This is a genomic window from Legionella brunensis (genome assembly GCF_001467025.1).
GTDB lineage: Bacteria > Pseudomonadota > Gammaproteobacteria > Legionellales > Legionellaceae > Tatlockia > Tatlockia brunensis.
Genome location: NZ_LNXV01000033.1, coordinates 280,476 through 303,571, shown reverse-complemented (window position 1 = coordinate 303,571; position 23,096 = coordinate 280,476). Strand labels below are relative to the sequence as shown.

Sequence of the window (23,096 nt, the reverse complement as noted above, 5' to 3'; positions counted from 1 at the left end):
TCTTGAAAAATATCACCATTGCTGTTGATGCGATGGGTGGGGATCATGGTTTAAAAATTGTGATTCCTGCTTGTGTTCGTGCTGCTCGACACAACCCTGATTTGAAGTTGTTGTTGGTTGGTGATCAAAGTCAGGTAAATGCGCATCTTAAAAAATTTGGCGTTGTTGAGAGTAACCAATTTTCTGTGGTTCATGCTTCAGAAATTGTTGCTATGGATGAGTTGCCATCGCAGGCAATGCGTAATAAAAAAGACTCATCAATGCGAGTCGCGATTAACCTGGTCAAGGACGGGCGTGCTCAAGCATGTGTAAGTGCTGGGAATACCGGAGCCCTCATGGCTACTGCGCGTTTTGTTTTAAAAACGCTGCCCGGTATTGATAGACCGGCGATCATTGCTGAATTGCCAACACTGCAAGGTAAGACACGTGTTATTGATCTTGGTGCAAATGTTGATTCGTGTGCAGAACACCTATTCCAATTTGCGGTTATGGGGTCAGCCCTTATTCAGGCAATTGACAAGAAACTTAAGCCAAAAATTGCTTTACTAAATATAGGTGTTGAAGAAATTAAAGGAAATGATCAGGTCAAGCGTACTGCACATATGCTGGCTGAATGTAATTTAATGAATTATGTTGGTTATGTAGAAGGCGATCAATTCTATTCTGGACAAGTAGATTTGGTAGTTTGTGATGGTTTTGTAGGAAATGTTGCTTTAAAAGCAAGTGAAGGCTTAGCAAAGCTTATGATTTCTGTTCTAAAAGAGTCGTTTGCTCAAAATTTTCTCACTAAATTAGTTGGATTACTTGCCAAGCCAGCTTTGGGGCATTTAAAAAATCGCATGGATCCTGCACGTTATAATGGTGCAAGTATGCTTGGTTTAAATGGTATTGTGGTTAAAAGCCACGGCGGAGCCAGTGAATTGGCTTTTCAATGTGCTATTGAAGAGGCCATGCTTCAAGTAAAAAATAATGTGGTTGATTTGGTACGTCACCAAATTACTGAATTCATCAATCAAGGTTTGTTGCTATGAAAAATGCCGTTATTAATGGAACAGGCAGTTACTTACCCGAGCGCTTTGTTACCAATAAAGACTTGGAAGTTAGCTTAGATACAAGTGACGAATGGATTCACTCAAGAACCGGTATTAGTAGTAGACATGTGGCTTCTCCGCATGAAACAACTTCATTTATGGCTTCTCAAGCTGCTATTAGAGCAATTGAAGCTTCTGATATTGAAGCCAATGATATAGATTTGATTTTAGTAGCAACTTGTACACCTAATCATTTTTTCCCTAGCATGGCTTGCCATGTGCAACATGCATTAAAAATAACCCGGCCTATCCCTGCATTTGATGTAAGTGCTGCCTGTAGTGGATTCGTTTATGCAATGGATGTTGCCAAGCAATATATTAACGCTGGTAATGCAAAGCATGTTCTGGTTGTAGGTAGTGAAAGCATGTCTCGCGCACTGGATTGGACTGATCGAACTACTTGTGTGCTATTCGGGGACGGTGCTGGAGCTGTTGTTTTAAGTGCTAGTGATAAGCCAGGTATATTGGCAAGTACGCTTCATGCATCCCACGATGTTGATGCTTTATTAACTTTCCCGAATTACGCATCTTTGGAAGATAAAGCGTATATAGGTATGCGTGGTAATGAAGTTTTTAAAATCGCAGTAAACATAATGGGTGATATCGTTGATGAGATTCTTCAAACTTGCCATTTGCAGAAGTCCGACATTAATTGGTTGATTCCTCATCAAGCAAATATTCGTATCATTCAAGCCATTGCTAAAAAATTAAACCTCCCTATGTCACAGGTCATCGTAACCATTGAAAAACAAGGTAATACTTCAGCAGCATCGATCCCCCTTGCTTTAGACTACTCCATACGAGAGAAACGTATCAAACGAGACGATTTACTCCTGTTGGAGTCTTTTGGCGGCGGGATGACTTGGGGTGCTATGGTAATACGTTACTAAGTATTATTGTTTGTTGGAGCTTATTTCGAATGATTAATTCTGCATATGTATTTCCTGGTCAAGGCTCTCAATTTGTCGGCATGTTGTCGGATTTGGCTGAGCGCTACTCTTTAGTTCAGGATTTATTTTCTCTCGTTTCTGACAAGGTTGGATACGATTTATGGCAATTAACTCAAGAAGGACCAGAATCACAATTAAATCAGACAGAAAACACTCAAGTTGCTATGCTAACGGGAGATGTTGCTGTATTTAAACTTTTAGAAAAGTTAGGTAACGCACAAGCAGCGGTGATGGCAGGGCATAGTTTAGGTGAATATGCAGCGTTGGTATGCTCTGGCGCACTGGAGCTGGCTGATGCGGCAGAACTAGTTGCTAAACGAGGCCAATTAATGCAAAAGCATGTTCCATTGGGACAAGGTGCTATGGCTGCAATAGTCGGCTTAACAGACGACCAAGTTGAATTTGTTTGTAAGCAAGCTAGTGATGCAGAGTACCAAGTAACACCTGCTAACTACAATGCGATAGGGCAAATTGTTATCGCTGGTCATTCTATCGCCGTTGAAAAAGCTGTAAAACTCGCTGAAGAACTTGAGGCGCGCATGGCAAAAATTATACCAGTGAGTGTTCCTTGTCATTGCCCTTTATTAGTTGATGCAGCCAATGCTTTTGAGGAATATCTTGCAAATGCGAACTTCAAGACCCCTAAAGTAGCAGTTATTTCGAATGTGGATTTGAGTATTTATAAGTCACCTGTGCAAATTCGTACTATGCTTAAGGAGCAACTTTATCGTCCAGTGCGATGGGTTGAAACTATCCAACTAATAAAAAATCGTGGTATTGAACGTATTATTGAATGCGGGCCAGGCAAAGTGCTAAGTGGGTTAGTCAAACGAATTGATAAGACCTTAACTGTAACGAGTGTTAATGATAGTGCCAGCATGGATCAGGCTTTATCACAATTGGTTGAAAAATCTTACTGAGGATCTTGCATGGCAAATTTACAGGGTAAAATTGCGCTGGTTACAGGCGCTAGTCGTGGAATTGGCAAAGCAATTGCTTTAACCTTGGCAAAAAAAGGAGCTTATGTAATTGGAACAGCGACCACAATGTCGGGCGCTGAAAATATTACAAGTTTGTTTGCTCAAGAGAATTTGACTGGGGAAGGGGTAGTTCTTGATGTAACAAGCAAAGAGGGTGTTGATAATTTAATGACCCAACTTGCAGATATGGAAAAAACTCCTTCTATTTTGGTCAATAATGCCGGTATTACCTGCGATAATTTACTTTTAAGAATGGATGATGAAGAGTGGTATAAAGTTATAGAAACGAATTTAAGTGCTATATTTCGATTAAGCAAGGCTTGTCTTAAGCCCATGTTTCGTGCACGATGGGGACGTATTATTAGTATCGGCTCTGTTGTTGGAGCTAGTGGTAACTCAGGTCAAGCTAATTACACTGCAGCAAAAGCAGGTGTTGTAGGATTTACAAAATCCTTGGCACAAGAAATCGGTAGTCGAAATATTACTGTCAATGTTGTTGCTCCTGGTTTTATTGATACGGATATGACAAGCGCTTTACCCGAAATGGTAAAGGAGGAGATGCTTAAACGAATCCCAATGAAGCGTTTGGGTAAGGCAGAGGATATTGCTGAGACAGTGGCTTTTTTGGCTTCTGACAGTGCAAATTATATTACAGGTGAAACCATTCACGTGAATGGTGGTATGTATATGGATTAAATGGCTTGCGTTCTTTGTATAATTGAATAAACTAGCCTACAGGAATTTTTTTAATCGAAGAGGAAATACAAGTTATGAGTACAGTTGAAGAACGAGTTCGCAAGATTGTTATTGAGCAATTGGGCGTTAAAGAGGAAGAGTTGAAAAATGACGCATCGTTTGTAGATGACTTAGGTGCTGACTCACTTGATACTGTTGAATTAGTGATGGCTCTGGAAGAAGAGTTTGAGACAGAAATTCCAGATGAGAAAGCTGAAAAAATCACTACAATTCAAGAAGCAATCGACTATATCGAATCAAATCTTAACAAAGAAGAAGCTTGATAACTTCAAGGAGTTTTCATTGACTAAGCGGCGTGTTGTTGTTACTGGCATGGGGATGCTTACTCCTGTCGGTCTAAATGTAGAGCAAACTTGGCATAATATTTTAGAGGGTAAAAGTGGTGTCGGAATGGTTGAAGAATTCGACACAACTGATTATTCGACAAAAATTTGGGCTAAGGTTAAGAACTTTAATATAGAAAACCACGTGCCGCTTAAAGAAGCTCGAAAGATGGATGTATTTACCCAATACGGTATTGCGGCTGCAGATGAGGCGCTTGCTGATTCGGGGTTGGTTATTGATGACGTTCTTTCATTGCGAACGGGCGTTGCTGTTGGTGCTGGGATCGGTGGTATCGAGACTATCACCAACAACCAAGAAAGACTGATGGCGGGTGGTCCGCGTAAGGTATCGCCATTTTTTATCCCTGCTGGAATTATCAATATGGTCGCAGGGCAGATTTCTATTAAACACAATTTGAAAGGACCTAATATTTCAATTGTGACTGCTTGTACAACAGGAACACATAATATCGGTCTAGCCGGTCGTATGATTGCCTATGGCGATGCTGATGTTATGGTGTGTGGCGGTGCAGAAATGACAACAACTCCGTTGTGTCTAGCAGGATTTTCGGCGGTTCGCTCATTATCAAAGCGAAATGATGAGCCTGAAAAAGCTTCACGTCCCTGGGATAGGGACAGAGATGGATTTGTGATGGGGGAAGGCGCTGGAATATTGGTACTTGAAGAGTATGAGCATGCGAAAGCTCGAGGCGCTAAAATTTATGCTGAGTTAATTGGGTTTGGTATGTCTGGTGATGCCTATCACATCACTGCTCCTGATGAGGATGCCGATGGAGCTACTCGTGCGATGGCCGCAGCAGTTAATGATGCTGGTCTTAATATTAGTGAAGTGGACTATATTAATGCTCACGGAACATCAACTTATTTAAACGATCTTAATGAGACTAAAGCAGTAAAACGTCTTTTCAAAGATCATGCTTATGATTTAGCTATCAGCTCAACAAAGTCTATGACTGGTCACTTATTGGGAGCAGCTGGTTCTGTAGAAGCTATTTTCAGTATTCTTGCAATTAAAGATCAAATAGCACCTCCAACAATTAATTTAGATAATCCTGATGAAGGTTGCGATTTAAATTATGTTCCTCATACCCCACAAGAAAGACGCATTAATATTGCGTTAAGTAATTCTCTTGGGTTTGGCGGCACAAATGGAAGTTTAATATTTAAGCGAGTGTAGATGAGGCGCTCGCTTAAATTAATTTTACTCGGGTGTGTTCTTCTCAGTTTAGTGAGCTTCTCAATAATTGGCTATAGTACTTATTGTTTACTCAATAAACCATTAGTAGCCAAGGGGAGTCACCCCATCATTGTTTCAATCAATAAAAATACCTCTGCTTACACGTTTGTTCGTCTCTTAAAGTCAAAGCACCTTATAGAATCTGAACGTTTATTTCTGGCATATATAAGGGTGAAAGGTTTATCTTCTCGTTTGAAAGCAGGAATATATGCGATTCTTCCTGGAGAATCGGCTTTGCAATTTCTCGATAAGGTAGTTAGCGGTGAGGTAGTTGTTGAATCGTTCAGCATTATTGAAGGGACGACCCTCAGTCAGGTAGAAGCAAATTTAATCAATGCTCAGTACCTAAAACATGACGCTTATGATTGGCAAATTATTCGAGCTAATTACGCGAATGCAGAAGGACTCTTACTGGCTGATACTTACAAGTATGATGCTGGTAGTGATGCAAAACAGTTACTGCAACTGGCTAACTATAATTTACGGCAATATCTAGACTTATGTTGGAAGAATCGTACGCCTGGCCTACCCTATAAGTCACCTTATGAGTTACTCATTGCAGCATCCATTTTGGAGAAGGAAAGCTCAATTCCTGAGGAAAGAAAGTTAATCTCAGGTGTAATCATTAATCGTTTGAAGAAAAACATGCCTTTACAAATGGATCCTACGGTTATTTATGCATTAGGACCAAATTACCAGGGCAAATTAACGCATGATGATATGGCAGTAGCCTCTCCTTATAATACCTACCGTTATCGCGGATTGCCGCCCACCCCGATTGCAATGGTTGGTAAAGATGCCATTGAAGCCGCAGCTCACCCACAAATGACTGACTTTCTTTATTTTGTTGCTAAAGGTGATGGTACCCACCATTTCTCGGTCAGTTATGAAGAGCAAAAAAAGGCAATATCTCTCTATAAAGTCAAAGGATCATCATGACAAAACGTGGACGTTTTATTGTTGTAGAGGGCCTCGAAGGCGCAGGAAAATCAACAGCCATTCAAACTATTAAAGAGTATTTGGAAGGCGTCTTGCCTGAAATTCTTCTAACGAGAGAGCCTGGCGGGACTCGTGTGGGAGAAAAGATTAGAAGTATTATTAAAGAAAAAGTTGAGGGTGAAAATCTGGATGCTCGTGCTGAATTATTGCTTCTCTACGCAGCAAGAGTCCAGTTGTTAGAGGAAGTGATTTATCCGGCCTTAGATAAGGGCTGTTGGGTGCTTGCAGATCGTTTCGAGTTATCAACATATGCTTATCAAGGCGGAGGAAGGCATCTTGATAAAGGTATGATCTCAGCTTTGTCTACTTTTTGTTTACGGGGCTTTAAACCAGATTTGATTATTTTCTTGGATATTGAACCTGAAAAAGGCCTTAGTCGAGCCAGACAAAGAGGGGCTGCAGATCGTATGGAGCAAGAATCCCTAACCTTTTTTACCGATGTCTATAATAGTTATCAACAAATAATTAAAACTCTAGACAATGTGGTATGCATTGAGGCTAGTCAGCCGATAGAAATGGTGCAAAAATCAATAATTACTCAACTTAAAACTTTCATAGCGCATAATGCAATCACTTAAATCTTTTGATGAATCAAAGTCTGCCCATGCGGTATGGTGGGAGCAGTTTCGTACCATCAGTGACAAACAACGATTACCTCAAGCCCTTTTATTGATTGGACCTGAACACGCTGATATCCTTGATTTTACTTATGAAATGGCTGCGACATTACTTTGCTCTCACGAAATAAAGCCTTGTGGCGAGTGTAAGTCTTGTCGATTACTAAACTCCAAAGAGCATCCTGATTTATATCTTTTGCAGCCTGAAAAATCAGGCAGCACTATTAAAATTGATCAAATTCGAGAGTTACAAACTGTCGCCTTTACTTCGCCACAGTTGGGTGATCTGCGACTGATTATTATTCGCCCTGCAGAAAAAATGAATGTGGCTGCAGCAAATGCCTTGTTAAAACTTCTAGAAGAGCCTCCTGCATGCATTAATTTTATTTTGATTGCAGAGCAAATTAGTACAATGCTACCGACAATTTTAAGTCGATGTCAGCAATGGCGATTAGCGAACGCGGACATTGTCAATGTTGATTATCTAACAATTGGGGAAGGGTACGCAGCAGAAAGTGAAAGAGGAAAAATTTTTGCTCAACACAATACCATTCTGCAGGAATTACTAGATTTGCGAAATCAAAAGATTTCTATATGTGAGCTGGCTGCAAAATGGAATACTTATGAATTAAGTAATTTGATTTGGCTAATATATTTAATCAATTCTCAAATGCTTCATTACCAACTAATTAGTTGCTCCAATGATAAAAAGAATTGGACACAGCAATTACATCAATTATCCCAGTGTTTTCAACCGCCTCAATTATTCCATCAATTGGATGAATTGAATAATATAATGAGAAAATTAAATCAAAATAGTAATGTTAACTCTTTGTTGATCTTGGAAAATTTATTATTAGGATATTGCATTACGGCATAACGCTAAAGAGCTCCCTAACCTCCTAACGGGCAAGAAAGGCTTGCAAAGACTCTCTAACAAGATAGAATGTACGCCGGATTTTCTAATGGATAAACTCATGATAGCAGAGCTGCAAACAATAAATTGTTCTTTCAATGATCAGAATTCTCTTTATCTCGCCTATATGCCTTTCGTAAAAAATGGTGGTTTATTTATTCGTAATTATCAAAACATCAAAGTCGGTACTCATGTTCTTCTAACAATTCATTTATACAATGAAAATGGAAGTGACAAAGTAGAGGCAAAAGTAATTTGGTTAACACCTATAGGAGCCCAAGGGAATAAACCTGCCGGCGTAGGCGTACAATTTCTTGGAGAAAATCATCAAGATTTTCGTTATAAGATAGAGACGAAATTAGCTGACATGCTAAAATCAATACATGTTACCGATACGATGTAAAAATTATGCTTGTTGATTCACATTGCCACCTCAATTTTATTGACTTAACCGAATTTAATAATGAATTAGTGAATGTAATGGCTGCCGCGAAAGAAAATTCGGTGGAGCATTTTCTTTGTGTTTGTGTAGAGCTTGATGATTATCCTGCTTTATGCAAAATTGCGGAAAATTATCCAGATATCAGCATTTCAGTTGGTCTTCATCCGAATAATGAAGTACTCAATGAGCCAGATGTAAGTACACTATGTAAATTAGCTAAACACTCAGCCTGCATAGCTATTGGAGAAACGGGACTTGACTATTATCGGGTCGAAGGTCTTGTTGCTCAGGAGCAACAAAGGGAACGCTTTCGCACTCATATTCGTGCCGCATTGCAATCCTCTAAGCCATTAATTATCCACACTCGCCAAGCTGCAGAGGACACCCTATCGGTCATGAAAGAAGAAAAAGCTCATGAAATAGGTGGTGTCATGCATTGTTTTGCGGAAGATTGGGATATTGCACAACGTGCCTTGGATTTAAACTTTTATATATCTTTATCAGGTATTGTCACGTTTAAAAATGCAACTAATTTGAACGAGGTGGCCAAAAAAGTACCTATTGATCGTCTACTGATTGAAACAGACTCTCCTTATCTTGCTCCTGTTCCTTATCGTGGAAAACAAAATCATCCTGCTTTGGTTAAATATGTCGCAAAGGCATTGAGTGAATTGCGACAGGTTAGTTATGAAGAAATAGCTCAACAAACTACCGACAATTTTTATCGTTGCTTTAATCTGTCAAGATAAAATGAAACTGCAATTAAATAAACAAAAAGGTTAATATTTAACCCGTCTGGCTTTTGCTTAATATTTTGGTAATCTTCTGTTGATATACTGCCTTCAGTCTAACTTAGGAAGCTAAAATTATGGCAATTCGTGTACTTTCATTTGATTTTGATGGTTGTCTATATCACCGCGGTTATATTTATAATTTTAACGATAAAGAGAAATATGTCCTTGAAGCAAACCGTAAATTTTTAGATGCAATAAAAAAGGATAATGGCCATTATACTAGGAATATTGGTTTTGTAGGTTCAAACAGACAGTCAAAGAGCATCGATTTGGTTAATGGAAAAGAATCTTGTTTTGTAACCATTCAGCAAATAGTCGAAGATTTAGGAATTGAGTTAGATAAATTCCTAATGGCTGATTTATATGGAAATCTAGCTGCGGGTGAGTCCTTTAATCGTGCAATCGACGCGGATACCCCTTGGGATCAGCATGTTGAATGGAAATTTGATGATACTAAAGCTAGCCTTATTTATGCACAGGTGCAGAAAATTGCACAAGAAAATCCTGATGAAGAAATTGTATTTGAATTCTTCGATGACAGGGGCAAGGGGGCTCGTCGCACAGAAGACATTCTTGAATGGTTGAATAAATTTTATTCTGAAAATCCTGAGATGCTTCCTAAAAATGTAACTTTAAAATTAAATCATTACAGTGGGGAAGAAGTAACTCCGCTTTTTGAAATTAAAGGGACAGGGATTATCGATGCCGATTATCGCCAAACAGTTAAGGATATGGCTGAGGCAGCAACACCTGATTATGAGGGTAAACTTTTAATTGGAGTAGATCCTGGTATTAAAGTAAAAGAGCTTAAGAGGACTGCATTTGTAGTAGGCGAGAAAAAGTCAAAAGAAACCAATGTAGCAGAAGTATCTACAACGTCCACCAACGATGATGGTTCTGAGCACAGCTCTGTTAAGCAAGAAGAGAAAAAAACTGCTCAGACTACTAAAAAGCCGGCAGAGCGTAAGTCTCAAGCAGAGATGCTTTTTGATGAGCAATTAGAGATCATCAAAACGAAAGCTGCAGAATTATGCACAAGGGAAGGTATAACCGAAGATGAAAGCGAACAACAGGATGAGCTGTCAGCTGCGGGTGAAGCGGTGAAGCTATATAAAGCTCTCAAAGCAGCTGGAGAAGGATATTTTCATGGTATCGACTCCCGTTCTAAGTTTAAAAAACAGTGTGGCGATGCTATTGAAGCTGCTCGTCCTAAATTGGAAGAGCATCGCGGTTGGAAAGAGTTTTTTGCTAATTTAGCAAGCGTTATCGTTTCCGTACTAAGTGTAGGCATTGTAAATTATGCGACTGGGAAAGGTGCATTAGGATTATTCCCCGTGAAAACGGATAGTGCGCAAAAACTTGATAATTTGGAAGAGTCTGTCGTTACAATCGCCTCCCTAGCTTAATCCTTTTAAAAAGGCTCGCTTAAGCGGGCCTTTAATCGTCACTCTTACAAATAAAAAAGCTGAATACCAAACAAATGAATGAGCAAAAAAATAAGCCCCATACTAAAAAGCTACTATGCCTCATTACTAAAATACCTATACCACCACCAATAATAGCAGAGCATGTCATTCTTACTGTATTAAGAATCGCAGTAGCAGTGCCTGCCTGATGTTGATAATCTGATAAAGCCAAGGCAAAAACTGGTGGATTTAATAAACTAACACCTAAGTTAATAATTAGTGTAGGGATTAGACCAATTAGGGATAGACCTTGAATATAAAAAAATAAAGCCATTAAAATAGAGCCTGTGATCATCACAAGACTGCCTATGCGGATGTTCCAAAGAAGAGATTTTTTTTCTCGTAACTTAATACCAATATAATTCCCAAGGATGAGCATAATGCCATTGCTGCCAAAAAGAATTGAAAAATAGATGGGGGAAAAATTTAGCTTATCAATAATTAAATAAGCTGCATTGACAATCACTATCATGACACAGGAGTAGGAGGCAGTAACTAGTACAATGCTCAACCACAAACGTCTATGTGTGAATATTTTTTTGTAGTTATTTAATGAGGTTTGCCATAAAAACCCAATATCGCTTTTTAACCAATGGGGTGACTCTCGGAGTAATTTTTCAGCAAGAATAAATAAGATGATGCTATTAAGACCCATTAGAATAAAGGTTGCTTGCCAGCCATAATGAATGAAGATAATCGAGCCTATGAGAGGCGCAAAGATAGGTGATACCGAAACAATCATGGCGATATAGGACAAGATACGAGCACGCGCTGTACTGTCCTCCTCATCTCTTGATGAGGAAAAAGCAACAACATGAGAACAACATACTGCAAAACCCTGAAAAATCCGCGCTATAATCAACATTTCGATGTTTGTTGAAAAAATACAACCTAACGTTGCCAATAAAAAAAGAACTAGACTAATGCGTAAAGTATTTCTACGGCCAAAATGATCAATTAAAGGCCCCCAGACTAACTGTGAGAACCCAAAAACGAAAAAAAATAAACTTAAAGTTAACTGACCCAGTGCATAACTTGTATTAAAATAAGTTGTTATTGCGGGAAGTGCTGGTTGATATAAATCAAAAGTAAGCAAAGAGAACGCTGAAAGAGAGCCTAAAAATAAGAAGGGTGTTGTTTTCGTAGTTTTACTTTGCATAATGGTTTTGTTTCAATTGATATCCAAGGCTACTTAAAGCAGATTAGGGCTTGCAAATAAAAAATGAATTAAAAGAAAGTATGACAGAAATAAGTACAAAATCCACAGCAAATTTATACATAGGCTTGATGTCCGGGACGAGTATGGATGGTATTGATGCAGCGCTCATTGATCTGGAGTCAAACCAATTTATTGCAGGCATTACGCGGCCTTATAGTGAAAATGCAAGATGTTTTCTTGAAAGGGTACTGAGGGACGAGTTACACACCTTAAAGACCTTTAGTCAGTTAAATACCATTTTAGGACGCGAATTTGCTCAAGCAGTATTTGAGCTAATGGACAAAGTACATATCCCTAAAACTCATATTAAATCTATTGGGAGTCATGGCCAAACGCTTTGCCATGATGCAGCTGCGGATATTCCTTATACAATACAGTTAGGGTGTCCTCATACAATTGCTGAATTGACTGGCATGACTGTGGTTGCTGATTTCAGGACGCGTGATTTAGTTGTTGGTGGGCAGGGGGCTCCTTTTGCGCCAATTTATCATCAAGCTTTATTCAAGGACTATAACTTGCCTTTAGCGGTTGTTAATATTGGTGGCATTGCAAATCTAACCTATTTAGCCGAAGAGTCACGGGTTCATGGCTATGATATAGGGCCAGGGAACTGCCTGATGGATTTTTGGATAAAACAACATTTGGGCTATGACTATGATAGCAATGGTGACTGGGCGGTGTCTGGTCATGTGATAGAACCTTTGTTAGAATCTCTTTTGCAAGATCCTTTTTTTAAGAAATCAAAGCCTAAAAGTATAGGCAAAGAATATTTTTCAAACACTTGGCTTGAAAATTACTTACAACCTGAATACTCCTCAGCAGATATTCAGGCTACCTTATTAATGTTAACAGCCAAATCGATTGCTGAAGCCATTAGGAGTGAAGAGCATCTACCTAAGCATCTCATGATTTGTGGCGGTGGTGCGCATAATCAGGCTTTATTACGCGCTTTAGGGGAGGAGTTGCCTAATGTGATAGTAAAAAGCACAGGTGACTTTGACATTAGCCCTGATTTTATAGAAGCATCCATGTTTGCCTGGCTCGCTGAAAAAACCTTGACAAATACCCCTTTGGATATGAGTCAAATTACCGGCGCAAAGCGTTTAACAATATTAGGAACAATCTACCCTGCAGGCATTGACAAAGGAAATTAGCTTAGGGTGTAATGTGCGTTTCAATTTAACAAGAAATTATTTTGAACGCACATCAATCAAGTTATCAACACCCTGGAAAATTTACTGCGTACATGATTTTTTTATTGTCCGCGTCTTTTTATTTATATGAGTTTGTTTTACAGGTAGCGCCTAGCGTCATGGCTGAGTCTATGATGAAAACTTTTAAGGTTAGTGCTGCGGGTTTTGGTATTGTATCTGCGTTTTATTTTTATGCTTATGCACCAATGCAATTACCCGCCGGATTGTTATTTGATCGGTATGGTCCACGCAAGTTAATGACTTTTGCGTTGGTACTATGTGCAGTTGGTTCTTTCTTTTTTGCTTCAACGGATAGCTTACTCACTGCTGCATTGGGGCGTTTTCTGATTGGTATTGCCTCTGCATTCTCATTCATTGGTGTATTGGTTTTAGTCTCACGTTGGTTTCCTCCGCAACAATTTGCTTTTCTGGCAGGTATTGCACAATTGATGAGTTCTGTGGGTGCTATGTTTGGTGAGGTTCCTTTAGCTGCTCTTATTGAACAGGTGGGGTGGCGAAATGCAAGTTTCATTTTAGCTTTGATTGGTCTAGCTCTGGCAGCATTAATTTGGTTTGTCATACGTGATTATCCAAATCAACCCACACAAAGTCCGCCAAAACGTCAATTCATTGATGAATGGCATCGTCTTATTAGTGTCTGTCGTCGTTCTTATACCTGGTTGACTGGGGCTTATGCTTTTGCAATTTGGACGCCAATAGCTGTTTTTGCTGCATTATGGGGAGTCCCTTATTTACAGCAAAAATATCAAGTTAGCGTCATTGTGGCTTCTGGTTTATGTAGCATGATATGGCTAGGAATTGGTATCGGTAGTCCTTTACTTGGTTGGGTGAGTGATCGTTTTTACAGCCGTCGCTTAGCATTAGCTTTAAGTTCTATATTTGGGTTAGGCTCAACACTTATATTATTGTACTTACCTGGTGTATCAATTGCTTGGATGTATGTCGTCTTGTTCATGCTTGGTTTTGGGGCTGGTGGACAAACTGTGAGTTTTGCCGTGGTAAAAGACAATAATCCACTGGAATTAGTGGGTACGGCCTCAGGTTTTAACAATCTTTCCGTGCTTGTTGGCGGAGCAATTTTCCAACCCTTGGTCGGAGTAATTTTACACCATAGCAACAGCTGGTCGATGGTTAATGGGGTTCCAGTTTACTCAGTTGAGAGTTACAACAAAGCATTGCTAGTTATGCCTCTTTGTTTTTTGGCAAGTTTAATCATAGCGACGTTTATATTAAAAGAGTCTCATCCCGGTATCAAAAATAGCTAACCATTAGCAGCTGGCTACAACTGAAGCTCTGGAAAAACGGGCACAAGAGGAGCTAAATAGTGTGCTAAGATTTGATCTATAAATTGTTTTTTTGGGTGATAGAGTATGGAGACGCTAAGAGGATTAGAGGTTACAACTAACTCAATACAAGTTATTGATAAAATTAATTATTTTCACCAGCAAATATTAGGTTCTGGTAATAATGCAAGCATCATACTTGATGCTGTAAATGAGAATCCTCACAATTTGCTTCTGCAGACCTATGCGGCTGCATTTTATCTCTATGCACAGGAAGATGCAGCCACTGAGATTGCTGCCAATTATCTATTACAGGCCGAAAAACAATTACAAAAGGCAAATTTACGTGAAAAGTTAACCTTTCAAGCGGTTCGGGCTTGGCAGCGTTTGGATTACGAAGCAGCATTGACTTTGTTGACGAGTCTTGTTGAGCTATTTCCTCGCGATACCTTGGCGTTAAAATTTGCAGAATGGCTCTTTTACTGCAGCGGACAAGCTTTTCATGCCCAAACGTTCCTTGCTCTTTGTGAAAGCTGCGCACGACATAATCAAGATGAATCTCATTTTTTAGCAATTCATTCTTTTGCTCTTGAACTATGTGGCCAGTATGAGAAAGCAAAAGCAATGGCTGAGCAAGCAATTTCCATGGAGCGCGTCACCCCTTGGGCTCATCACACTTTAGCTCATACCTATCTTTTAGAAAATGATATAGAAGGGGGCATCAATCGTTTACAAAACTTACAAGATAGCTGGGCCAATATTTTGTCTTTATTGAGAGGACACAATAGCTGGCACCTAGCCTTATTTCATTTGGCGAATCGTGATGAAGCCACAACAATGAAACTTTTCCCGGATATTTTTGGTACCTTACCTGATACAGCTCTTGAGCAACTCGATGCCATTTCATTGTTATGGCGAATGGATATGGCTGGATTGCCGCAAAATAAAATATTTAAATTGGTTTTATCGCATATTGGTACGCATCCTTTTGAGCATTATATTGGTTTTAACAACGCCCACTTTATCTATTGTCTAGCAAAGGCCGATGAGTTAGAACTTGCTGATAAATCATTAAAAGCCATGGAATCTTATATCAATGTGCTTCCGGTAGGCTCAAGCCGTGATTTATGGGGTAAAATAGCTTTGCCGATGTGTCAGGGAATTAAAGCATTTGCTCAACAGGATTATAAGTCAGCTTGCAATTTAATGTCGCCGATTATAGATAACTGCATTCAGCTGGGGGGTAGTGATGCACAAAATGAACTTTATACTCAAACTTACTTACTGAGCCTATTAAAGTGCAATCAACAAGAGAAAGCAGGGCAGTTTTTTGCAAAACATTTATCCCATTATCAAAATACTGCTCTAGCTGATTATTGGTTTCATGACGCATAATAAAGCAATTATAAAAATGCTAAATTTTATCGCTTAGCTGTTTCAACAAATAATTCAGAGCGTACAAGAAAAGCTTTAGCAAGCGGGGTGAAATTATCGAGTAACCAAGCTGCCATCTCTTTTTCTTGATGGAGGATTTGTTGACAAATTTGCTTGATTTCGATTTCGTCAGCATTTTCAGCAGCTGTAATCAAAATGGTATACGAGGCAATCTCAAGATTTTCAAAAACATAGCTATCTATGGCTCCTTGAATGACTTCATCACAAGATAGCATATTACCAGCAACCTGACTTAAACCAATAAGTTTTGCGGAGAAATCTTTAAGCATAGAGTAGTGACTACCTAAGCGCTTAATGCATTTTTCGAGTTGCTCTTTTTGAAAAATGGTTTCTTCCAAATGCATTTTCATGTGTTTTTTTAAACGAGGGTAGTTTTCCAGTCGAAAAATCTGAGTTCTTAACATTTGCTCAGATTGTTTCTCCATGGCATGAGCGTCTCGTAACCAATGTAATAAAAGCTCTTTTCTTACTGTCATGCAAATTCTCCTTTATTGTATCCCTAAGCTAAAGAGAGGATTTATCGAGATAGATAGGACAATTTAAAAATACTTAACTCATAGATAATTATAGAATATTTTGGTGATTTAGCATTTTGCTATACTTAGAAGAATAGAGGCTCCATTTATTGCGGTAATGTATTGTTGTATTTTTAAAGAATTTTTCATGGAGTAAGGGAGGCTATGATGGACGCAAAAAAATCAGAAACAATTGCTAAAAATAAGGGTGCCCCCAGTTTCAGTTCAAGACCTAAAAGTTTAAGAGAGTCCCACCTTGGTGAGGCTACGAATGATTTAATCATCGATAGCAAAAAAATGGCGAATGAATTGTATGTGGAAGGGAAAAATAGGATTTACGAAGCTCAAAATAATATTAAAGAATATTCAAATGCAATTGCTACTAAAGTTCATGAAAAACCATTGATTTCATTATTAGTTGCTGGCGGTATAGGATTTATTTTGTCTTCTCTATTTCGTCGCTAACAAACTTGCCATAAAGAGCTGACAAAATAGTTTTTAGAGTCTGTATAATTTTTGATAATTTCAAAATTACTGTCTTGAGCTAACATTTTTATTTGAGATTCTACATATTTGTAGGATGACTCGACATGAATAGGCTCGAATTTTTGGAAAAAGAAAGATTGTTCTAGAGCACCTATATAAACGCTTTGATCGTCAAGACTTATTAAATAACTTTCCATTGCTCCAAGATGAACGTTGTATGTTTCGTAATGACAAAATAAATTAAAATTAAAGTCAGCATCTAACTCTTTATTAATGCGGTGTAGAAGATTTAAATTAAACGCACGCGTAAGTCCGTCACTATCATTATAAGCTCGTAATAGCACATCAATATTTTTACGTAAATCAAAGCCAATTAAAAAATAATCTCCTTGATGTAATGAGGCTCTAATAGTTTGCAAAAATTTTCTAGCCGTAGGGATGTCGCAATTACCGATACTTGATCCCAGAAATAATAAAAATTTTTGCTTTCTTGAATTTAATCCTAACCACTTTATACCACTAAGATAATCTGAATTTAAGGCTACGACATTTAAATTAGGCTTTTGTTCATTAAATTTTTCAACGAGATGGACTAAATAATTTTTTGAAATATCGACTGTAAAGTAGGTAAAGGACAAATTATCTTTCATAAATTGATCAATTAGAATATTCGTTTTTATACCTTCACCTGGCCCAAATTCAATAAGGTTAAACTCTTCATTTTTGAATAACTGAGAGAATTCTTCTTTATAATGAGAAAGGATCTCCAACTCACAGCCGGTTAAATAATAATCTGGATGATGAGTGATTTGATTAAATAGATCGGATCCAGTTTCATCATAAAAATATTTTGAAGACAAGTATTTCTTGGGATGAGAAAGGCCAGCTAAAACGTCCTGTATAAATTGTTGCTGATCTTCTGTTGGGGCTGTATGGTTTTGCAAATTCTTTATTTTCGCAATCATTTAGCTTCTCCTTCTATGTTTGCTGCTAAACGAATTCCACTAAATTGCCAGCGTTTATCCGGTTGAAAGAAATTACGATAACTGGCGCGAATATGAGCTTTGGGTGTAACGCAACAACCACCTCTTAAGACCATTTGATTATTCATGAATTTACCGTTGTACTCTCCTAAGGTCCCCTCCATAGTTTTATAGCCAGGATAGGGGGAATATGGGCTTGCAGTCCACTCCCAAAGATCACCAAAAAATTGTGAAGGTGCTTTGTCCAAGTAAAGGCTCACTTGAGGATGATATAACTGGCTCTCAAGAAAATTTCCTTCTTGTGGGGAAATCCTATTATTCCTAACAAAGTACTCCCATTCTTCCTCCGTAGGTAAGCGACAACCTCGCCATTTGGCATAGGCATCTGCTTCATAATAGCTGACATGAGAAACTGCTTCGGAGAAATTTAATGGTTTTAGTCCATTTAAAGTAAAAATATGCCATTGGTTATCTTTTTTTTGCCAATACAAGGGAGCATTCCATTGATGTTGATGAATCCAGTCCCATCCATCAGCTAACCACCATCTAGGATCTTCATAGCCATTATCGCTAATAAACTCTAAATATTCGCCATTGGTTACTAGTCGAGGGGATATTAAATAAGGCATGAGAATTTTTTTATGTCGAGGTCTTTCATTATCAAAGCAAAACTCTGCTCCATTATGACCTATTTCTACTATCCCACCTGCTACTTCAAGCATCGAATGATTAGCATTGACGTGGGCCATTTCCTCTAGGATTTGGGATGAGTTTTGGTAGCATGGGAAGTCAGGGTCTTGTGAAAAATTGAATTTGATATCCATTAAGAGCAATTCTTGATGCTGCTGTTCGTGCTGCAATCCCCAAATAATTAAGTTTTCAATAGTTATCAATTTATCTGCAGATAATTGATCAACTAAAGACAAAACATGTCTATTAACATAATCACGATAGGCATAAATAGTCTTTGTAGTAGGGCGGGATAATAGGCCACGCGCGGCCCGCAAATAAGGTTTTCCAATAGTTTGATAATAGGAGTTAAAACGATAGTTAAACGAAAGATCAAATACTTTGTAGTCAATCAAGTGAGGTTGTAGCACAAAAGTTTCAAAAAACCAGGTGGTATGAGCCAAATGCCATTTAGGCGGACTTACATCAGCCATTCCTTGAATGACATAATCTTCTACAAAAAGAGGGCGACATAACTCTTCTGTTTTTTGTCGTACGACCTGAAAGGTCTTAATAAGATCTGCTTTTACTATCAAAATAATCCTTTATTTTGTGAAAGAGCTCTCTAAAGCACAATTATAGACGAGGATAGATTAAATTTTACAAAAGATCTTCGAAGAGCATCATTTCAATAATATTTTTGAGTAAAAATGGCGCAACATAATTCTAAAGAAAATAAAGTGTTTAATTTATAGACAATTATGTGATATATTACCCCGCTCAATTACCTATAATTCACAGCTAATTTATAGGAGGTTAGATGGGAAAGTTTGTTGAAGATCTAGATCGCAAGATTCAGTTAGTTGATAAGGCAGGTTATAAGCGCGAGCAATATCAATCGTTTATGACTGGTCCAGAGTGGCGAAATGTGGAAATGGCCGAAGAATATGCAGAGTTTTTGCGAGAGGGAAAATCGATGTTTCGATTCCCTTATTTCCGCCAAGTCTTTGATCTCTGGAAAGTGATTTATCGTTCTTATTCTGCTGCCAGAACATACAATAGTCCATTTCAAATCCTTTTTTCTGAATACATGATGATGGATCTCTTTATAGGATTTTTCACTACGGTCGAATTAATCCCTAAAGGAATTATCTCCTTGTTCCTGTACCCATTTTTAAATAAACAGAATAACTCAACTATGCAACGGCATTTGGCAGATTATTATGCTGAATACTCCGCAGATCTCCAGACTATTCCTTTTTATGATCATAAATATAAAGAGAATCGCGAAAAACTTGCTCAAGCATACCAGGATTGTCCAGATAAAACTTGGGGTGACTGGTTTAGTTGGAAATGTATTTCCGCAGAACTCTGGGCGAGACGTTGGATCTCCAAACCCCTGAGCTATTGGTTTCATCAAGAGGGCAATCTGGTTGAGGCAACTACAGAAGTGCTAGTGAAGCTTAATGTTGAAGGTATTGATGATCCTGAATTGGCTAAAGAGAAATTTAGAGAGAAATTACGTAATTTAGGTGAAAATCTTCATGCTTCGATTGTTCAGCAAGATGCTGTTGAACATCTTTACGTGAAGGAAAAGAATCCTGAAAAAAACAAAAGCTATATCTCAGTTTATGCCGTATTAAAAACATCTCGTTATGCTGATTTTCAACCTACTATTCGCCAGTTGTCAGAAAATGGAATCAAACTCAGAAAAATAGCAGGTCAAGATCATGTTCAGGTTAAATGCTTTATTAACACGACTGATGAAAATGCCTTACAGGATCGTGAGGAAAGACTAAAGGGGGTTTCAAAGGCTAAGCCCTTATACGCCTACGGCGATCGCATTCATAGCTACCGTAAAGTCTGTTTATTTGACGTACCCGTCAGGGAACTACCCGAAGTATTAACTGATTTTGATAGCTGTGGTGAGACTGTAAATGAGACAGAGTCTGACGTAAAAGTTAAATTTATTCACAATTTTTAGAGGATAGAATTAAATGTCGAGATTTAGAAAATTTGTTGATAGTCTTCCAGAACTTGGTCGTTTTACTTCTATTCCTGCCGCTATGATAGATAGAGCGTATCTTAAAAAATCAGGCGGTGTTTTTAGCAGGGCTTGGAGATTTTTTCAAATAAGGCTGACTTATTTAGGATTGTTCTTGCCTTTAGCAATTGTTGATTTATTTGTGGCAGGTGCTTTAGGTGTTCGCTATGCATTTGGTGCATTCTTCACAACAGACTCTCTACAAGATAAACGTCTGGAGCAACAGAAAAAATACGCCACTATTTTTAGTAAAAACCTCTATGCTTTGATGGCTTTTGTGTTTGGCTTGTTTAGTCCTAAGTTGATTGCGTTTTATTTTACACCAGAAAAAATTTCAGAAAATGGGGTGACTGCAGGCGGCAGTTATCATCGTGATGAAAACGCAGAGCTCAAGACTCCTGATACAGAAGAAGATTTGAAAGGTATTCTTTTTGAAGCTGCTAGTAAAGGCCAAAAAGTAATGCCGGTTGGCGCTGGCCGTAGTCAAGGAAAACAGTTTTTGCCTGAAGGGGGAAATGGTAGCATTGTTATTGATATGAGTAATTTCAATACAATTCAAATCGACGCTAAAGAAAAAACTGCTAACGTTGGTGCAGGAGTTCGTTGGATAGATCTACAAAAACAGGCGGATGAACATAAATTAGCCTTGCGCGTTATGCAGGCATCTAATGTATTTTCAGTCGGCGGTTCTATTGGTACCAACATTCATGGTTGGGATCATATTGATGGTGTTTTATCAAATACGATACTTTCAATAGATATTATGACGCCAAAAGGAGAACTAAAAACTTTAACTCCTGAAGATCCTTTGTTTCACCAGGTTACTGGAGGCTTAGGACTTTTTGGTGTGATAGTTAGTGCCAAAATCAGATTAACTGATAATGAATTATTAAAGGAAAAAGGCTCCGATATTCCTGTTGCTGACTACGCAAAACATTTTCGTGACAACGTACAATCGAATGCTAACATTCGCATGCATTTGTATCGCTTATCGCTAGATCCTAATAATTTGTTAGGTTCGGGCGTAGCTGTTGATTACGTGAAAGAAGGTGATAGCGAGCCCTGCAAGACAGAAAATTTGGATGCGGAAGGACCTGGTGGGACTCGTTTTAATCGGGTTATGGTTAATGTAGCACGCAGGTTCAGTTGGGTCAGAAAAAAATATTGGGAAGGAGAGCGAGATCGGTTGCTTGCTAATGATAGTCTCCCAATGACGACCAATGAAATTATGCAGCCGCCAATTAATGCGCTATTTAATCCCTCTGTTAGTGAAGCAGAATGGTTGCAAGAATTTTTTCTCCCTGAAGAAAAATTGCCTGCTTTCCTAGATAACTTAGGGAAGCTTTTAATGAAAAATGATGTTGTACTTCTCAATGCATCAGTACGCTTTGTCAAAAAGCATGATAAATCACCTTTGTCTTATGCTCACGATGGCGATCGTTTTGCAGTGGTCTTATGCTTCAATCAATCTCTAGAACCTACAGAAATTATTAAAGCTAGAAAATGGCTTAGAGAAGCCCAGCATATGTCAATTGAACATGGAGGTACTTATTATCTACCTTACCAACATGTTTCTTCACCTGAAGATTTTGAAGCGGCTTATCCTTTGGCAAAAGAAGCTCAACTTGCAAAGGATGAAGTTGATCCTGACGGATTGTTTACCAGTGGTTTTCATCAAAAGTACTTGTCCCAAAAACCAAAAAAGATTAATCACTTTAAAGAAATAATGAAAAGTAAGGAAACTAAGAAGAAATTTGCTGGCTTTTTGGAAAATGTCTTACAACGGGTAGATACAAACAAATTCTATCAATTGCTTGAAGATGTGATGAAATACAATGACTCGCATGAAGAGATTTACACAGAATTATGTAATAGGTTACCTGAAGTTATGCCCTCAGCGTTAGGAGGGTTTCGTCGTATTCTAAATTCTCTTGCCAGTATTAAAGAAGATCTTGGTGCCCAAGCTAAAGCATTAATGCCTGATACTACAGAAATTAATGGCTTGGTTGAGATAGGATACCCTGGGCGTTTTGTTGATGGTTTCAAAAAGAATTTTAAAGTAACTGGAAAGATTGCGGCTGTTTACGAAGCACCATCAATTACAGATTATGTCCAAACGGGTTTCCCAAGACCTTATGATCAGTTTGCGAAACTGGATTATAGCAAACCTAACCTGAAAGAGTTGGCAGATAACAGTGCTGATGTGATCACTTGTTATGTTGGTCTGCATCATTTTCCTGAGGAGGAGCTTGATAACTTTTTAGAAGAAGTAAGACGTGTTCTTCGTGATGGTGGACGTTTCTTATTAGTTGATCATGATGTAGTTGATAATGAGTCTATGAGCATGGCTCATATGGCCCACATGATTTTTAATGCAGTAAATGGTGTCAGTGTTAAAGAAGAGATGGAGGAAACTAGAAACTTCCGCTCGATGGATTATTGGATATCTAAATTAGAAGAACACGGTTTAGGCTATGGTGTTAAAGGAGCTGATGTTCCAATGATCAGAGCAGGCGATCCTAGTCGTAATCGTATGGTTAGCTTTGTAAAAGCTGCTCCCCAGCAGAAGCTTGAGGTCAAGGAAAGCGTAAATAATGAGAAATTTGAGCCAGAAAAAGGTTTGAGTCACTCAAGTT

Annotated in this window: 22 protein-coding genes (1 of these 22 only partly in view); 18 read left to right on the top strand and 4 right to left on the bottom strand. The window is 38.4% G+C overall.

The window, feature by feature from the left end; translation table 11 throughout:
* Window positions 1-2: 2 nt before the first annotated feature.
* The 12 genes from plsX (at window position 3) to Lbru_RS12615 (ending at window position 10,532) form a co-directional block, all read left to right on the top strand.
* On the top strand, window positions 3-1,031 hold the full coding sequence (gene plsX / locus Lbru_RS12670) for a phosphate acyltransferase PlsX (protein ID WP_058442493.1): 1,029 nt from the start codon (window positions 3-5) through the stop codon (window positions 1,029-1,031).
* Complete coding sequence (locus Lbru_RS12665; RefSeq protein ID WP_058442492.1) at window positions 1,028-1,981, top strand: beta-ketoacyl-ACP synthase III; 954 nt, start codon at window positions 1,028-1,030, stop codon at window positions 1,979-1,981. The genes plsX and Lbru_RS12665 overlap by 4 nt, the downstream gene beginning before the upstream one ends.
* 29 nt (window positions 1,982-2,010) lie before the next feature.
* Window positions 2,011-2,961 carry an ACP S-malonyltransferase gene (gene fabD, locus Lbru_RS12660; RefSeq protein WP_058442491.1) on the top strand — a complete coding sequence of 317 codons (951 nt, stop codon included), beginning with the start codon at window positions 2,011-2,013 and terminating at the stop codon, window positions 2,959-2,961.
* Window positions 2,962-2,970: 9 nt separating this feature from the next.
* A complete protein-coding gene (gene fabG, locus Lbru_RS12655; protein WP_058442490.1) occupies window positions 2,971-3,717 on the top strand; it encodes a 3-oxoacyl-ACP reductase FabG in 747 nt (248 codons plus the stop codon).
* Between the two features lie 74 nt (window positions 3,718-3,791).
* Window positions 3,792-4,040, top strand: coding sequence for an acyl carrier protein (gene acpP / locus Lbru_RS12650; RefSeq protein WP_058442489.1), 249 nt, complete (start codon window positions 3,792-3,794; stop codon window positions 4,038-4,040).
* Between the two features lie 19 nt (window positions 4,041-4,059).
* On the top strand, window positions 4,060-5,298 hold the full coding sequence (fabF, locus tag Lbru_RS12645) for a beta-ketoacyl-ACP synthase II (protein WP_058442488.1): 1,239 nt from the start codon (window positions 4,060-4,062) through the stop codon (window positions 5,296-5,298).
* Window positions 5,299-6,297 carry an endolytic transglycosylase MltG gene (gene mltG, locus Lbru_RS12640; RefSeq protein WP_058442487.1) on the top strand — a complete coding sequence of 333 codons (999 nt, stop codon included), beginning with the start codon at window positions 5,299-5,301 and terminating at the stop codon, window positions 6,295-6,297. It abuts the gene before it with no gap.
* Complete coding sequence (gene tmk / locus Lbru_RS12635) at window positions 6,291-6,935, top strand: dTMP kinase (RefSeq protein ID WP_058442486.1); 645 nt, start codon at window positions 6,291-6,293, stop codon at window positions 6,933-6,935. The genes mltG and tmk overlap by 7 nt, the downstream gene beginning before the upstream one ends.
* Complete coding sequence (locus tag Lbru_RS12630) at window positions 6,922-7,854, top strand: DNA polymerase III subunit delta' C-terminal domain-containing protein (RefSeq protein WP_058442485.1); 933 nt, start codon at window positions 6,922-6,924, stop codon at window positions 7,852-7,854. The genes tmk and Lbru_RS12630 overlap by 14 nt, the downstream gene beginning before the upstream one ends.
* A gap of 85 nt (window positions 7,855-7,939) precedes the next feature.
* Window positions 7,940-8,293 carry a PilZ domain-containing protein gene (locus tag Lbru_RS12625; RefSeq protein WP_065235466.1) on the top strand — a complete coding sequence of 118 codons (354 nt, stop codon included), beginning with the start codon at window positions 7,940-7,942 and terminating at the stop codon, window positions 8,291-8,293.
* A gap of 5 nt (window positions 8,294-8,298) precedes the next feature.
* On the top strand, window positions 8,299-9,081 hold the full coding sequence (locus Lbru_RS12620; protein ID WP_058442483.1) for a TatD family hydrolase: 783 nt from the start codon (window positions 8,299-8,301) through the stop codon (window positions 9,079-9,081).
* Between the two features lie 119 nt (window positions 9,082-9,200).
* Window positions 9,201-10,532: a hypothetical protein gene (locus Lbru_RS12615; protein WP_058442482.1), complete on the top strand. Its 1,332-nt coding sequence runs from the start codon at window positions 9,201-9,203 to the stop codon at window positions 10,530-10,532.
* Window positions 10,533-10,563: 31 nt separating this feature from the next.
* Here the strand turns inward: Lbru_RS12615 and Lbru_RS12610 are convergent, their stop codons facing one another.
* Window positions 10,564-11,751 carry a multidrug effflux MFS transporter gene (locus Lbru_RS12610; protein WP_058442481.1) on the bottom strand — a complete coding sequence of 396 codons (1,188 nt, stop codon included), beginning with the start codon at window positions 11,749-11,751 and terminating at the stop codon, window positions 10,564-10,566.
* A gap of 80 nt (window positions 11,752-11,831) precedes the next feature.
* Here Lbru_RS12610 and Lbru_RS12605 point away from each other — a divergent pair, with 80 nt between their 5' ends.
* The 3 genes from Lbru_RS12605 (at window position 11,832) to Lbru_RS12595 (ending at window position 15,703) form a co-directional block, all read left to right on the top strand.
* A complete protein-coding gene (locus tag Lbru_RS12605) occupies window positions 11,832-12,965 on the top strand; it encodes an anhydro-N-acetylmuramic acid kinase (RefSeq protein WP_083500929.1) in 1,134 nt (377 codons plus the stop codon).
* Window positions 12,966-13,057: 92 nt separating this feature from the next.
* Window positions 13,058-14,290 carry an MFS transporter gene (locus Lbru_RS12600; protein ID WP_083500915.1) on the top strand — a complete coding sequence of 411 codons (1,233 nt, stop codon included), beginning with the start codon at window positions 13,058-13,060 and terminating at the stop codon, window positions 14,288-14,290.
* A gap of 105 nt (window positions 14,291-14,395) precedes the next feature.
* Window positions 14,396-15,703, top strand: a complete 1,308-nt coding sequence (locus Lbru_RS12595; protein ID WP_058442479.1) for a tetratricopeptide repeat protein — start codon at window positions 14,396-14,398, stop codon at window positions 15,701-15,703.
* Window positions 15,704-15,729: 26 nt separating this feature from the next.
* Here Lbru_RS12595 and Lbru_RS12590 read toward each other — a convergent pair whose 3' ends face one another.
* Window positions 15,730-16,239: a ferritin-like domain-containing protein gene (locus Lbru_RS12590; protein ID WP_058442478.1), complete on the bottom strand. Its 510-nt coding sequence runs from the start codon at window positions 16,237-16,239 to the stop codon at window positions 15,730-15,732.
* Between the two features lie 204 nt (window positions 16,240-16,443).
* Here Lbru_RS12590 and Lbru_RS12585 point away from each other — a divergent pair, with 204 nt between their 5' ends.
* Window positions 16,444-16,743, top strand: coding sequence for a hypothetical protein (locus Lbru_RS12585; RefSeq protein WP_131793473.1), 300 nt, complete (start codon window positions 16,444-16,446; stop codon window positions 16,741-16,743).
* On the opposite strand, the gene Lbru_RS12580 is transcribed toward Lbru_RS12585, so the two are convergent.
* Together Lbru_RS12580 and egtB are read right to left on the bottom strand one after the other, a co-directional pair.
* Window positions 16,740-17,729: an L-histidine N(alpha)-methyltransferase gene (locus Lbru_RS12580; protein ID WP_058442476.1), complete on the bottom strand. Its 990-nt coding sequence runs from the start codon at window positions 17,727-17,729 to the stop codon at window positions 16,740-16,742. The two genes, Lbru_RS12585 and Lbru_RS12580, sit on opposite strands and share 4 nt — an antisense overlap.
* A complete protein-coding gene (gene egtB, locus Lbru_RS12575) occupies window positions 17,726-19,012 on the bottom strand; it encodes an ergothioneine biosynthesis protein EgtB (RefSeq protein ID WP_202967552.1) in 1,287 nt (428 codons plus the stop codon). Before egtB ends, Lbru_RS12580 begins: the two co-directional genes overlap by 4 nt.
* 224 nt (window positions 19,013-19,236) lie before the next feature.
* On the opposite strand from egtB, the gene Lbru_RS12570 reads away from it, so the two are divergent.
* Window positions 19,237-20,400 carry a hypothetical protein gene (locus Lbru_RS12570; RefSeq protein ID WP_058442474.1) on the top strand — a complete coding sequence of 388 codons (1,164 nt, stop codon included), beginning with the start codon at window positions 19,237-19,239 and terminating at the stop codon, window positions 20,398-20,400.
* A 13-nt stretch (window positions 20,401-20,413) separates the two neighbouring features.
* Window positions 20,414-23,096 carry the 5' portion of an FAD-binding protein gene (locus tag Lbru_RS12565; protein WP_058442473.1) on the top strand. Its footprint extends 152 nt past the window's final position, so the window shows 2,683 of its 2,835 coding nt (coding positions 1-2,683); its start codon is at window positions 20,414-20,416; the stop codon falls past the right edge of the window.